A 14383-nucleotide genomic window follows, 5' to 3' on the forward strand; every position below is an offset into this window, starting at 1 on the left:
GGGACGCGGCGCCGAGCCGCGGACCGACGAGCCCGCCGAGGAGAACCACCATGCCGCTGCTGGAGCCGGACCCCGACACGCTGCGCCCCGCGGCGGTGCGCCCGCCCTCCCACGACCGCGTCCCCGACACGCGGGCTCAGGGCACGCCGGAGGCGCTGCGCGCCGGTCTCACCGCCCTGCTCGGCGCGGAGAAGGTGCTCTGGAAGGTCTCCGACCTGGTGAAGTACGCCTCGGACGCCAGCCCGTACCGGTTCGTGCCCCAGGTCGTAGTCGTCCCCGAGGACCTGGACGACATCTCGGCGATCCTGTCGTACGCGCACGGCCAGGGCCGCAACGTCGTCTTCCGCGCCGCCGGCACCAGCCTCAACGGCCAAGCCCAGGGAGAGGACATCCTCGTCGACGTCCGGCGGAACTGGGCGGGCATCGAGGTCCTGGACGACGGGGCCCGCGCCCGGATCCGCCCCGGGACGACGGTCGTACGGGCCAACGCCGCCCTCGCCCGGCACGGCAGGCTGCTGGGCCCCGACCCGGCCAGCGCCATCGCGTGCACGATCGGCGGAGTCGTCGCCAACAACGCCTCGGGCATGACCGCGGGGACCACCCGCAATTCGTACCGGACCGTCTCGTCGCTCACCTTCGTGCTGCCGAGCGGCACCGTCGTGGACACCGGCGATCCCGCGGCCGACGAGGACCTGGCCCGGGCCGAGCCGCGGCTGTGCGAGGGGCTGCTGGCGCTGAAGGCGGAGATCGAGGCGGACGCGGCGCTCACGGCCCGTATCCGCGCCAAGTACGAGATCAAGAACACCAACGGCTACCGGCTGGACGCGTTTCTCGACGGCTCGACCCCGGTGGAGATCCTGCGCGGCCTCATGGTCGGCTCCGAGGGGACGTTCGGCTTCATCTCCGAGGTCGTCTTCGACACCCTTCCGCTGGACCGCCGGATCTCCACGGCGCTGCTGTTCTTCCCCTCCCTGACCGCCGCGGCCGCCGCCGTTCCGCTGTTCAACGAGGCGGGGGCCATCGCCGTCGAGCTGATGGACGGCAACACCCTGCGCGCCTCGGTGAGCGTGCAGGGCGTCCCGGCCGACTGGGCGGGGCTGCCGAAGGAGACCGCCGCGCTGCTGGTGGAGTTCCGGGCCCCGGACGAGGCGGGCCAGGAGGCGTACGAGCGGGCGGCGGCCGATGTGGTGCGACGGCTGGAGCTGGTCCGGCCCGTCACCTCGGTGACCAACGAGTTCACCCGGGACGCCCGCACCATCTCCGGTTACTGGAAGGCCCGCAAGGCGTTCGTCACCGCGGTGGGCGGTTCCCGCCCCTCGGGTACGACGTTGATCACCGAGGACTTCGCGGTCCCGCCGTCCCGGCTGGCCGATGCCTGCGAGGCGCTGCTCGCGCTCCAGGCGGAGCACGGCTTCGACGCCGCCGTCGCCGGACACGCCGCGCACGGAAACCTGCACTTCCTGCTGGCGTTCGACGCGGCACGCCCCTCCGACGTCGACCGGTACGCCGCCTTCATGGCGGACTTCTGCCGGCTGACGGTGGAGCGGTTCGACGGATCGCTCAAGGCGGAGCACGCGACGGGCCGCAACATCGCCCCCTTCCTCGAACTGGAGTGGGGACCGCGGGCCACCGAACTGATGTGGCGTACGAAGCAGGTCATCGACCCCGACGGGGTCCTGGCGCCGCGGATCGTCCTCGACCGCGACCCGAAGGCCCATCTGCGCGGCCTCAAGACCATCCCGAAGGTCGAGGCGATCGCCGACCCCTGCATCGAGTGCGGATTCTGCGAACCGACCTGCCCCAGCCACGATCTGACGACCTCACCGCGCCAGCGCATCGTGCTGCGCCGCGAGATGATGCGCCAGCCCGACGGTTCACCTGTCGAGACGGGCCTGGTCGACGCCTACGGCTACGACGCCGTGGACACCTGTGCCGGTGACTCCACCTGCAAGCTGGCCTGCCCCGTCGGCATCGACACGGGCGCCATGATGAAGAACTTCCGCCACCAGCGGCACTCCCCGCGCGAGGAGCGGATCGCCGCGCTGGCCGCCAAGCACTTCCGTACGGCGGAGACGGCGGCGCGGCTCGCGATCGCCGCGGCGAGCCGGATCGACGACCGGCTGCTGCAAGGGGTCACCCGGCTCGCCCGCCGGGCGGTGCACCCGGATCTGGTCCCCGAGTGGCTTCCGGAGGTACCCGGCGCCGCGCCCCGCAAGCTGCCGCGTACCTCCAGGGCGGGGGCGAGCGCGGTCTACTACCCGGCCTGCGTCAACCGCATCTTCGGCAGCCCGGACAGCCATCGCGGCCCGTCGCTGCCGCAGGCCGTGGTGGCCGTGTCGGCCCGGGCGGGAAAGCCCGTCTGGATCCCGGACGACGTCAACGGCACCTGCTGCGCCACCATCTGGCACTCCAAGGGGTACGACTCCGGCAACGCCGTGATGGCCAACCGGATCGTGGAAGCGGCCTGGGGCTGGACGGCCGGCGGGAAGCTGCCGCTGGTGGTCGACGCCTCCTCGTGCACGCTGGGCATCGCCCATGAGGTGGTCCCGTATCTCACCGAGGACAACCGGGCGCTGCACCGCGAGCTGACCGTGGTCGACTCCCTGGTCTGGGCCGCGGACGAGCTGCTGCCGGAGCTGACGGTGGAGCGGAGGTCCCGTTCGGCCGTGCTGCACCCGACCTGTTCCATGGAGCATCTGGACGACGTGGACCGGCTGCGCGCGGTCGCCGATGCCTGCGCGGAGGAGGCCGTGGTCCCGGACGACGCCGCGTGCTGCGGTTTCGCGGGCGACCGCGGGATGCTGCACAAGGAGCTGACGGCCTCCGCGACCGCCAAGGAGGCCGCCGAGGTGCGGTCCCGGGAGTACGACGCGTACCTCTCGGCCAACCGGATGTGCGAGATCGGCATGGACCGGGCGACGGGCCGCTCGTACCACTCCGCCCTGATGGAGCTGGAGTGGGCGACCCGCCCGGGCCCCGCCTGACCCGCGCGGGTCAGGCGCGGAGGCTGGCGCGGTCGCCCATGACGACGACCGGGTGCTGCTTCGGGTCGAGGGTGCGCAGCAGCTTCTCCATGGCCTGCTTGGACACGCTCACGCAGGCCGAGGTGCCGCTGCCGTGGTCCATGTGCAGCCAGATGCTGCCGCCCTTGGTCTGGCCCTGCGGGCGTGTCGGGTCGTTGGGCGGGGTGCCCTTGACCCGGTTGTAGTCGATGGCGATGACGTAGTCGAAGTCGTGCCAGTGGGACTTGGCCCAGTAGTGCGGGGCCTGGATCGACGCGGTCCGCGTGTAGGGGAGGCGGGCGCCCGGGTCGGGCAGGACACCGGCCGCGTCGCTGAGGGTGTAGACCCCGACGGGGCTGCGTTTGTCGTTCTCGTGGTGGTCGGGCGTCCAGCCCCTCTTGCCGTTGTGGCCCTTCCACGAGGCGGCCTCGTCCCAGGTGGAGCCGGACTTGGTGTAGAGCACGACGGTGGAGTCCGCGGAGTCCCTGCCCTCCCCGTAGACGGCGACGACCTGGCGGGAGTCGGCCGGGATCTGCGACTGGAGCCGGTCGCCCACCTCGGGAATGCGCTTCAGATCCTTGACGGGGGCCTTCGTACTGCCCTTCCCGGCAGCCGGTCGCTCTGCGGCGGCGCCCTTCTTCGTGTCCTGACCGTCACCGCAGGACGTCAGGGTCGTGAGCAGGACACCGCAGGCGGCCGCCGAGGCCACCATCCGAACCGCACCGGCTATACGCATCCGTCCATGCTCGCACCCGGCGGTGTACGCGATCGGCCGGTCCGGGCAGCCCCGGCGAATGCGTGCCGAATCTTTACCCGTCCGGGGCGCGGGCGGCCCGGACGCATCCCACCAGCACCTGGGGCCGCACCCGTACCGGCCGCCGCGTAAAACCGTTTGCCGCGATCCCGGCGACCGGCAAGGCTTGCGCGGTCCGGTTCCCCCGCCCTCGTCTCCCGTGGGCGACCCGGTGCTGCCCCGACGCGCTTCGCGGCGCCTCGCGGGCCCGGCCGCTTCCGATCTTTGGGATGTCATGCACATTCGCGATCTTCCGTACTCGGACCCCGGCGATCCCGACGTCCGTTCAGGCCCCCGCTTCCTGCTGTGGCTGGGCCGCAATCAGATCCGCGGGCAGCTCAAGTCCCTGTTCTGGGGGCTGCTGCACCAGTGCTCCATCGCGGGATACCCGCTGACGGTGGGACTCGCCGTGCAGGCGGTCGTGGACCGGTCCGGCGGCAGGCTCGCGCTGGCCTGTGGGCTGACCGCGCTGCTGGGCGTGCTGACCGCGGTGGGCGACGCGATGCTCCACCGGGCCGCGGTCACCAACTGGATCACCGCCGCCGCCCGGATCCAGCAGTTGCTGTCCCGCAAGACCGCCGAGCTGGGCTCCCTCCTGACCCGCAGGGTGGCCGCGGGCGAGGTGGTGGCGGTGTCCACGAGTGACGTGGAGAAGATCGGCTGGTTCGTCGAGGCGCTGTCGCGTTTCCTCGCCGCCGCCACGGTCCTCGTCGTCATCAGCGTGGCGCTCGTCCTCTACCTTCCGTCCATGGGCGTTCTCGTGGCGGTCGCCATGCCGTTCCTCGCCCTGTCCGTCCTGCCGTTGCTGCCGCGTGCCACCCGGCGGGCGGACGTGCAGCGCGAGAAGGGCGGCCGGGCCACCGAACTCGCCTCGGACACCGTGGCCGGGCTGCGCGTTCTGCGCGGCATCGGCGGCGAGGAGCTGTTCCTGGACCGCTACCGGCGGGCTTCGCAGGAGGTCCGCGAGGCCGCGGTGCACAGCGCCCGGATGTGGTCGCTGATCTCGGCGGTGCAGGTGCTGCTGCCCGGCCTCCTGCTGCTCGCCCTGGTCGTTCACGGGGCCTCGCTGGCCCGGGACGGCAGGATCGAGGTGGGCCAGCTGGTCACGGTGTACAGCGCGGCGACCCTCACCCTGTTCCCGCTGCGGCACTTCGAGGAGATCGCCATGGCGTACTCCTTCTCCCGCCCCTCCGCGCAGCGCGCCGTACGCGTGCTGTCGCTGAGCCGGAACACCCGCCCGGCCACCGTCGACACCGTCCCGTCCGGTGACCTGTACGACCCGGTCACCGGGCTGCTGGCCCCGCGCGGCGCGTTCACCGCGGTCGTCTGCGGCGACCCGGACGAGGCGGGGCGGCTGGCGGAACGGCTCGGCGGGCACGCCCGGCCCGAGGCACCGGACGCCGACGCCCCCGAGCCGCCCTCCGTCCTGCTGGGCGGTGTGCCGCTGGACGAACTGGAACCGGGCGCGGCACGGACCGCCGTACTCGTGCAGGACAAGGACCCCGTGCTGCTCTCGGGCACCCTGCGCGAACTGCTGGACGTGCCATCGTCGGGGCAGGTGGCGGCCTCGGCCGCCCTGTCCGCCGCGCAGTGCGACGACGTGCTGGCCGCCCTGGCCCAGGCGTCCCCCGAGCCCGACCGCGAGCCGCTGGACACCCGGATCACCGAACGCGGCCGTTCCCTGTCCGGCGGCCAGCGCCAGCGGCTCGCCCTGGCCCGGTCGCTGCTCACCGACCCGGACACGCTCGTCCTGGACGAGCCGACCTCGGCGGTGGACTCGCACACCGAGGCCCGGGTCGCGGCGGGCGTCAAGGCGCTGCGCGCGGACCGTACGACCGTCGTGTTCTCCTCGTCGCCCCTGCTCCTCGACCTGGCCGACCGGGTGGCGCTGGTGCACGGCGGCACGGTGGTGGCGGTCGGTACGCACCGCGAGCTGCTGCGCACCGAGGAGCGCTACCGCGCCGTCGTCACCCGCGAGACCGACGACGAGACCGCCGCACGCCGGGAAGCGCACCAGGAAATCGAGGAACGGGCATGAGAGGACAGGCAATGACCGGCGTCGCCCCACCGGCCCACGTACCCCCCGCCTACGACCCGGCCGCCCCCGAGACGGCCGCCACCCTGCCGGTCGGCCGGCCGGCGACCGTACGGGCCTACGTCCTGGAGCTGCTGCGGCGCCACCGCAAGCCGTTCGTCGTGGTGACCCTGCTCAACACGTTCGCGGTGGTCGCGTCCATCGTGGGCCCGTACCTGCTGGGCGGGCTCGTGGAGGACCTGTCCGACGGGGCCCGCGATCTGCACCTGGAGCGCACCGCCGCGGTCTTCGCGTGCGCGCTCGTGGTGCAGACCGTGGCCACCCGGATGATGCGGCTGCGCAGCGCCATGCTGGGCGAGGAGATGCTCGCCGACCTCCGCGAGGACTTCCTCGTCCGGTCGGTGCGGCTGCCGCCGGGCGTGCTGGAGCGGGCCGGTACGGGTGATCTGCTGTCCCGGATCACCACCGACATCGACCGGCTCGCCAACGCCATGCGCGAGGCCGTCCCGCAGCTGACGATCGGTGTGGTGTGGGTGGGGCTGCTGGTCGCCGCCCTCACCGTCACCGCTCCCCCGCTCGCCCTGGCCGTGGTCGTGGCGCTGCCGGTGCTGCTCGTCGGCTGCCGCTGGTACTTCCGCCGGGGGCCCTCGGCGTACCGCTCGGAGGCCGCCGGCTACGCGGCGGTCGCCGCGGCCCTGGCGGAGACCGTGGACGCGGGGCGGACCGTTGAGGCGCACCGGCTGGGGGCGCGCCGGGTCGCGCTCTCGGACCTGCGGGTCAAGCAGTGGACGGCGTGGGAGCGCTACACGCTGTTCCTGCGGACGGTGCTGTTCCCGGTCATCAACATCACGTACGCGACGATCCTCGGCGCGGTCCTGCTGCTGGGCGGCTGGTTCGTCATCGAGGGGTGGATGACCGTCGGCCAGCTCACCACGGGTGCGCTCCTGGCGCAGATGATGGTGGACCCGATCGGTCTGATCCTGCGCTGGTACGACGAGTTGCAGGTGGCCCAGGTGTCGCTGGCGCGGCTGGTGGGCGTCCGGGAGATCGAGCCGGACGCGGGCGACGCCTCCGTGTCCCCGGACGGCCGGGACGTGCGGGCCGACGAGGTGCGCTTCGGGTACGTGGACGGGGTCGACGTGCTGCACCGGGTGTCGCTGGACGTCGCGCCGGGCACCCGGCTGGCGCTGGTCGGCCCGTCGGGTGCGGGCAAGTCGACGCTGGGCCGGCTGCTGGCGGGGATCTACGCGCCCCGGGACGGCGAGGTCACGCTGGGCGGCGCGCGCCTGTCGCGGATGGTGACGGAGCGGGTGCGGTCGCACGTGGCGCTGGTCAACCAGGAGCACCACGTGTTCGTCGGCTCGCTGCGGGACAACCTGCGGCTGGCGCGTACGGACGCCGAGGACGCGGAGCTGTGGGCGTCGCTCGCCGCGGTCGACGCGGACGGCTGGGCGCGGGCGCTGGAGCGGGGGCTCGACGCCGAGGTCGGCTCGGGGGGCCTGGTGATCACTCCGGCGCAGGCCCAGCAGATCGCGCTCGCCCGGCTGGTGCTGGCCGATCCGCACACGCTGGTCCTGGACGAGGCGACCTCGCTGCTCGACCCCCGGGCGGCCCGCGACCTGGAGCGGTCGCTCGCCCGGGTGCTGGAGGGCCGTACGGTGGTGGCGATCGCGCACCGGCTGCACACGGCGCACGACGCGGACGTGATCGCCGTGGTCGAGCAGGGCCGGATCACGGAGCTGGGCAGCCACGACGAGCTGGTGGCGGCGGACGGGGCGTACGCGGCGCTCTGGCGCTCCTGGCACGGCTGACGGGTCCCGGGGGCCGGTGCGCCGGTCCCCCGGGCCCGGCCGCCCGGGTCCGGCGCCCGGGCGGCTCAGATGACGTTCAGCGCCGCCGCCGCGCCCACGCCCCCGAGGATCATGAAGACGGGCATCAGCACCTTGATCTCCACCCAGCTGCCGGCCTTGAAGCGCATGGCCTTGGGCGGGCCGATCGGGTACCAGCGCTTGCGGCCCAGCGGGATCGGCCACAGGATCGGGCAGCCCGAGACGGTCAGCGCGTCGCCGATGTCGTGGACGAGGGCGCCGAGCACGATCGGCAGCCCGAGCCAGAGGTATTCCTGGCCGGGGTCGGTGAACAGCCAGTCGGCGCCGTTGCCCGGCTTGTCGAGGACCCCGGCGAGGATCCACGCACTGGTCGCCCCGAGCAGCCACACCAGGACGTCGCTGGAGACGCGGGCGGCCCGCCAGAGCAGCCCCTCGACGGCGAGGACCAGGTGGACGAAGAGGATCGCGAGGACCCCCCAGCGCCCGCCGTTGTAGGCGACGGCGGAGGCGGCCGCTCCGGTCATGACGGCCCAGGCCCAGGTGTGGGTGAGGGTGCGGTGGCCGCCGTTGCGGTGGGAGTCGCCCCGCAGCTTGGTGGCCTTGTAGACGGCGTGCGAGAGCTTGTCGACGATCTCGCACACCCCGCGCGAGAGGGGCCCGAAGGCGCGCGAGATGGTCGCCGACTTGTGGTCGAGGTCGGGGGCGAGCGCTGCGCCCGCGCTGATCAGCGCCCCGACGACGAGGACGGGCCACGGCATGGTGTGGCCGGTGGCCGCCGCCGCGGCGCCCACCCCCAGCCAGGCCGCCGCCCCTGACAGAGAGTGTGCCGGTCCCATCATGACTGCCGAGCCCCCGTAGGTGTCGCCGAGTGCGCCGGGTGGTGCACCCGAGCGCGGGATCCGGCCACCGCCGTTGCGGCGTGGCCGAGTTGAGTGGGAAGCGTATCGTTCGTGATCTTCGGGCCGTCGTCCGGTTCCCTCATCGGGGCGGAAGGCAGGCAAGATGGGGGCGTGACCCTTATCGATCAGCTCCCCCCGACCGCCGATCCCGACGCTCTCTTCGAGGCCTTCTCGTCCTGGACCGAGACGCAGGGGATCACCCTCTACCCCGCTCAGGAGGAGGCGCTGATCGAGGTGGTGTCCGGGGCCAATGTGATCCTTTCGACGCCCACGGGGTCCGGGAAGAGCCTGGTCGCGGCGGGTGCGCACTTCACGGCGCTGGCCCAGGACAAGGTCACCTTCTACACCGCGCCGATCAAGGCGCTGGTCTCGGAGAAGTTCTTCGACCTGTGCAAGCTGTTCGGTACGGAGAACGTCGGCATGCTCACCGGGGACGCCTCGGTCAACGCCGACGCCCCGGTGATCTGCTGCACCGCCGAGGTGCTGGCGTCGATCGCGCTGCGTGACGGTAAGTACGCGGACATCGGCCAGGTCGTGATGGACGAGTTCCACTTCTACGCGGAGCCGGACCGGGGCTGGGCGTGGCAGATCCCGCTGCTCGAACTGCCGCAGGCCCAGTTCGTCCTGATGTCGGCGACGCTCGGCGACGTCCGGATGTTCGAGGAGGACCTGACGCGGCGCACCGGCCGCCCGACCTCCGTGATCCGCTCGGCGACCCGTCCCGTACCGCTGAGCTACGAGTACCGGCTGACCCCGATCACCGAGACGCTCACGGAGCTCCTGGACACCCGGCAGTCGCCGGTGTACATCGTGCACTTCACGCAGGCGGCCGCGGTGGAGCGGGCGCAGTCGCTGATGAGCATCAACATGTGCACCAAGGAGGAGAAGGAGAAGATCGCCGATCTCATCGGCAACTTCCGCTTCACCACCAAGTTCGGCCAGAACCTCTCGCGGTACGTGCGCCACGGGATCGGTGTGCACCACGCGGGCATGCTCCCCAAGTACCGCAGGCTGGTGGAGAAGCTGGCGCAGGCGGGTCTGCTGAAGGTGATCTGCGGTACGGACACGCTGGGCGTCGGCGTCAACGTGCCGATCCGCACGGTGCTGTTCACCGCGCTCACCAAGTACGACGGCACCCGGGTGCGGACACTGCGGGCGCGGGAGTTCCACCAGATCGCCGGCCGGGCCGGGCGGGCGGGGTTCGACACGGCGGGCTTCGTCGTCGCCCAGGCGCCCGAGCACGTCATCGAGAACGAGAAGGCGGTCAAGAAGGCGGGTGACGACCCGAAGAAGAAGCGGAAGGTCGTCCGCAAGAAGGCCCCCGAGGGCTTCGTCGCCTGGTCGGAGACCACGTTCGACAAGCTCATCCAGTCCGATCCGGAGCCGTTGACCTCGCGTTTCCGGGTCACGCACACGATGCTGCTGTCCGTGATCGCGCGCCCGGGCAACGCCTTCGAGGCGATGCGGCATCTGCTGGAGGACAACCACGAGCCGCGCCGGGCGCAGTTGCGGCACATCCGCCGCGCCATCGCGATCTACCGGTCGCTGCTGGACGGCGGTGTGGTGGAGCAGCTGGACGAGCCGGACGCCGAGGGGCGCATCGTGCGGCTCACCGTGGACCTCCAGCAGGACTTCGCACTGAACCAGCCGCTGTCCACGTTCGCGCTGGCCGCGTTCGAGCTGCTGGACCCGGACTCGCCGTCGTACGCGCTCGACATGGTCTCCGTGGTGGAGTCGACGCTGGACGATCCGCGCCAGATCCTGGCCGCGCAGCAGAACAAGGCGCGCGGTGAGGCGGTCGGGCAGATGAAGGCCGACGGCATCGAGTACGAGGAGCGGATGGAGCTGCTCCAGGAGGTGACGTACCCGAAGCCGCTGAGCGAGCTGCTGTGGCACGCGTACGACGTCTACCGGCGCAGCCACCCCTGGGTGGGCGACCATCCGGTGTCGCCGAAGTCGGTGATCCGTGACATGTACGAACGGGCCATGACGTTCACGGAGTTCACGTCGAACTACGAGCTGGCACGGACCGAGGGCATCGTGCTGCGGTATCTGGCGAGCGCGTACAAGGCGCTGGAGCACACCATCCCGGACGACCTCAAGTCCGAGGACCTGGAGGATCTGATCGCCTGGCTGGGCGAGATGGTCCGTCAGGTCGACTCCAGTCTGCTGGACGAGTGGGAGCAGCTGGCCAACCCCGAGGTGGAGACCGCCGAGCAGGCGCAGGAGCGGGCCGACGAGGTCAAGCCGGTCACGGCGAACGCCCGCGCGTTCCGGGTGCTGGTGCGCAACGCGATGTTCCGCCGGGTGGAGCTGGCCGCGCTGGACCGGGTCCGCGACCTGGGCGAGCTGGACGCGGACGCGGGCTGGGACGAGGACGCGTGGGGTGAGGCGATGGACGCGTACTGGGACGAGTACGAGGAGCTGGGCACCGGTCCCGACGCGCGCGGGCCGAAGCTGCTGAAGATCGACGAGGACGCGGCGCACGGTGTGTGGCGGGTCCGCCAGACGTTCGCCGACCCGAACGGCGACCACGACTGGGGCATCAGCGCGGAGGTGGACCTCGCCGCGTCGGACGAGGAGGGCCGGGCGGTCGTGCGGGTCACGTCCGTGGGCCAGTTGTGAGAGTGGAGAAGAACGGCATGACGAACCCCGCCGAGCACTTGGTCGACCTGCTCGACCTGGAGCGGATCGAGGTCAACATCTTCCGCGGCCGGAGCCCCGAGGAGTCCCTGCAACGGGTCTTCGGCGGCCAGGTCGCGGGGCAGGCGCTGGTGGCGGCGGGCCGCACCACGGACGGGGACCGGCCGGTGCACTCGCTGCACGCCTACTTCCTGCGGCCGGGCCGTCCCGGGGTGCCGATCGTGTACGACGTGGAGCGCGTCCGGGACGGCAGGTCGTTCACCACCCGGCGGGTGACGGCCGTCCAGCAGGGCCGGACGATCTTCAACCTGACGGCGTCGTTCCACCGCCCGGAGGAGGCGGGCTTCGAGCACCAGCTGCCGCCGGCCCGGGTGGTGCCGGACCCGGAGGAGCTGCCGACGGTCGCCGAGGAGGTGCGCGAGCACTTGGGCGGTCTGCCGGAGGCCCTGGAGCGGATGGCGCGGCGTCAGCCGTTCGACATCCGCTACGTGGACCGGCTGCGCTGGACGCGCGAGGAGATCAAGGACGCGGACCCGCGCAGCGCGGTGTGGATGCGTGCGGTGGGGCCGCTGGGCGACGATCCGCTGGTGCACACCTGCGCGTTGACGTACGCGAGCGACATGACGCTCCTCGACGCGGTCCGCATCCCGGTGGAGCCGCTGTGGGGCCCGCGCGGTTTCGACATGGCTTCGCTGGACCACGCGATGTGGTTCCACCGGCCGTTCCGTGCGGACGAGTGGTTCCTGTACGACCAGGAGTCGCCGGTCGCGACGGGCGGGCGGGGTCTGGCGCGCGGACGGATCTACGACCGGGCGGGCCACCTGCTGGTGTCCGTGGTGCAGGAGGGCCTGTTCCGGCGGCTGGGCGACGCCCCGTCCGCGTAACTCCCTCGGGCGGTAGGGCTACTGTTCGACTTCCGGATCATCGCAACGGAGGAGCGCGCACGTGGCCACCGTCCTGAAAGTGAGTCCCGTTGCCACGGGGAGGAAGCCGCGCAAGGGCGCGCCGGCTCCCCCTCCCGTCTCACCCTTCAGCCATGTCGTCAGGGTCACGGACGTGCCGGGCGGGGAGGCGCGCATCCTGGCCCACCTGGAGCGGGAGCTGCCGCCGGGCGGCATACCGGCGTACCTCGCCGCCCGCAAGGACGGGGCCCGCTCCTTCGTCCTGTGGGCCGACCCGGAGCGCCGCGCCCGGCTGGCGACGGTCGTCACCGCGTCGGCCGGTGACGGGGTCTCGGCGTACCAGGTGCTCGGCGGTTACGGGGAGGTGCTGGGCACGGTCGTGCGCGAGAAGGCGTGCTCGGGCAAGGGCCTGCGCACGCGCTGGTCGGTCACCCAGACCGGCTGCCCCGAGGCCGTCGGCTACAAGGGCCGGATCTTCTGGTGGTACGTGTGGTGGCTGCTGTACCCGTTGTGGCTGGCGATCGGCGTGGGCAGCCTGGTGAACGGCGGCGGCGACGTGCCACGCGGGCCGCGGCGCATCCGCTGGCGGGCGGTCGGTGAGACGCCCTTCGAGTTCCACGCCGACGGCGAGGTCGTCGTACACGCGCAGTGGACCGACCAGCGGCTGGCGGCGGCATTGACGGCGCTGGTCACCTCCTTCGACAGCTGGCTCGGCATGCCCTGGGACGACAAGCGGGAGTAGCGGCCGTCATCTCCGGTACCGCTGTGCCACCGCCTCGAAGGCGGCCTTGGGCTCCCATTCCATGTCGGGGTAGGTGCGTCCCCGGCGCCCTTCGAGGAGTTTGACGATGCCCAGTCCCGCCCGGTCCAGGTCGTCCCTGGGGTCGCCGTCCGGGCGGTGCGGGTAGCCGGGAAGGGCGAACAGGAAGACGAAGGCGCTGTCCACGCCCTCGGTCTCGAAGACCTCCAGGAGTTCGCTCAGGTACGCGGCCTGGCCGGCCTCGTCGCGTTCGTAGACGCCGTCCAGCCGTACCGGGTCCTTGGTCAGCGGGTCGTGCTCGACCACGTCGAGGACCCGCCCGCCCCGGTCCCCCGCGCCACGGTAGGCGGCGGTGCCGAAGCCGGTGACGGCGAGCGGCTTCGGACCCCCGGCGAGGGCGCGGACCGCCTCGCGGAACCGGTCGGCGATCTCGGCGGAGCGGATCAGCTCGTACGTCACGATGTCGAAGGGGCCCCAGTCGACCTGCTCGAACTGGATGGCCGCGTACGTGAGGGAGCCCTGGTAGTGCTCGCGGATGGCGGCCACCGCGTCGCCCAGAAACGCGTTGACGCGCACGCCGAGTCCGCGGATCGCCTCGGCCCGTAGCTCGGGGCGGCCCATCAGGTGTCCGACCCGTTCCTCGGGGCTCTCGCCGGGCAGGAACCCCCGGTTCATCACGCTCAGCTCGACACCCGCGACGAACACGACCGCGGCGCCCTCCTGCCGGAGCCGCTCCGCTCGTGCGGCGCAGTCGCGGAAGAGCGCGAGGATCTGCTCCGGTTCCCGTTCCAGCGGGTAGGGCGAGAACCAGACCTCCAGGCCGAGCGCGGCCGCTGCGGACGCGGCCCGTTCCAGCCGGTCCGGGTCGCCGCCGATGATCTGGACCGCGTCGCAGTGCAGGTCGTCGCGGATGATCGCCAGTTCCCGCCGGACCACCGCGAGGTCGAAGTGCTCGCGCGAGGTGCGGCCGTGCAGGACGAATCCGGTGTCGTACGTCATTCCCCTGGCCCGCATGGTGGGTCCTCTCCGTCGGTCGGGTCCGGCCGAGGCTCGCAGGAAAAGTGCGTGCACGCAAGTTTGCGCGCACGCAGTCTCCGTGGCACGCTGGCGCGGTGACGACACCACCGGGACTGCGGGAGCGCAAGAAGCAGGCCACCCGCGAGGCGCTGCGCGAGGCGGCGCTGCGCCTGGCCGTCGAGCAGGGGCCCGAGCGGGTGCGGGTCGAGGACATCGCCGAGGCGGCCGGCGTCTCGCCGCGTACGTACAACAACTACTTCGCGAGCCGGGAACAGGCGATCGTCTCGGCCGTCACCGCCGACCGGGAGGCGCGCGTCGCGGCGGCCGTCACGGCCCGGGCCCCGGATGTCCGCCTGGCCGACGCCGTCACCGACGCGGTGGTCGAGCAGTACACGGACCCCGGCGCGCACGGTCAGGAGGCGCTGCTGCTCGTCACCACCCGGCCCGCGCTGCGCGCCGCCTTCCTCGACGCCACCGCCGGCCTCGGGCCCCCGCTCACGACG

At 72.3% G+C, this 14383-nt stretch carries 10 protein-coding genes; 7 read left to right on the forward strand and 3 right to left on the reverse strand.

All coding sequences use genetic code 11. The annotated features are described in order from the left end of the window. The first annotated feature begins 50 nt into the window (after positions 1-50). Positions 51-2984: an FAD-binding and (Fe-S)-binding domain-containing protein gene (locus G3I41_RS09950; RefSeq protein WP_164399856.1), complete on the forward strand. Its 2934-nt coding sequence runs from the start codon at positions 51-53 to the stop codon at positions 2982-2984. 10 nt (positions 2985-2994) lie between these two features. Here the strand turns inward: G3I41_RS09950 and G3I41_RS09955 are convergent, their stop codons facing one another. Continuing rightward, on the reverse strand, positions 2995-3714 hold the full coding sequence (locus tag G3I41_RS09955) for a L,D-transpeptidase family protein (protein ID WP_164399866.1): 720 nt from the start codon (positions 3712-3714) through the stop codon (positions 2995-2997). A 316-nt stretch (positions 3715-4030) separates the two neighbouring features. Between G3I41_RS09955 and G3I41_RS09960 the strand changes: the two genes are divergently transcribed. Continuing rightward, entirely contained in the window at positions 4031-5833 is a 1803-nt protein-coding gene (locus G3I41_RS09960; RefSeq protein WP_164399857.1) for an ABC transporter ATP-binding protein, read from the forward strand. Between the two features lie 11 nt (positions 5834-5844). Beyond that, positions 5845-7641 (forward strand): ABC transporter ATP-binding protein, encoded by a 1797-nt coding sequence (locus G3I41_RS09965; protein WP_164399867.1) that lies wholly within the window; start codon positions 5845-5847, stop codon positions 7639-7641. Between the two features lie 65 nt (positions 7642-7706). Here G3I41_RS09965 and G3I41_RS09970 read toward each other — a convergent pair whose 3' ends face one another. Further along, complete coding sequence (locus G3I41_RS09970) at positions 7707-8498, reverse strand: metal-dependent hydrolase (protein ID WP_164399858.1); 792 nt, start codon at positions 8496-8498, stop codon at positions 7707-7709. A 171-nt stretch (positions 8499-8669) separates the two neighbouring features. Here G3I41_RS09970 and G3I41_RS09975 point away from each other — a divergent pair, with 171 nt between their 5' ends. The 3 genes from G3I41_RS09975 (at position 8670) to G3I41_RS09985 (ending at position 12845) form a co-directional block, all read left to right on the forward strand. Beyond that, on the forward strand, positions 8670-11183 hold the full coding sequence (locus tag G3I41_RS09975; RefSeq protein ID WP_164399859.1) for a DEAD/DEAH box helicase: 2514 nt from the start codon (positions 8670-8672) through the stop codon (positions 11181-11183). A 17-nt stretch (positions 11184-11200) separates the two neighbouring features. Continuing rightward, entirely contained in the window at positions 11201-12085 is an 885-nt protein-coding gene (locus G3I41_RS09980) for an acyl-CoA thioesterase II (protein ID WP_164399860.1), read from the forward strand. A gap of 79 nt (positions 12086-12164) precedes the next feature. Beyond that, a complete protein-coding gene (locus G3I41_RS09985; RefSeq protein ID WP_164399861.1) occupies positions 12165-12845 on the forward strand; it encodes a hypothetical protein in 681 nt (226 codons plus the stop codon). A 6-nt stretch (positions 12846-12851) separates the two neighbouring features. On the opposite strand, the gene G3I41_RS09990 is transcribed toward G3I41_RS09985, so the two are convergent. After that, positions 12852-13877: a hypothetical protein gene (locus G3I41_RS09990; protein WP_239081562.1), complete on the reverse strand. Its 1026-nt coding sequence runs from the start codon at positions 13875-13877 to the stop codon at positions 12852-12854. A 98-nt stretch (positions 13878-13975) separates the two neighbouring features. Here G3I41_RS09990 and G3I41_RS09995 point away from each other — a divergent pair. After that, the coding region (locus G3I41_RS09995) for a helix-turn-helix domain-containing protein (protein WP_164399862.1) at positions 13976-14383 on the forward strand (408 nt) is incomplete at its 3' end.

The organism is Streptomyces sp. SID9727, from assembly GCF_010550605.1.
In the GTDB taxonomy this organism is placed as follows: domain Bacteria; phylum Actinomycetota; class Actinomycetes; order Streptomycetales; family Streptomycetaceae; genus Streptomyces.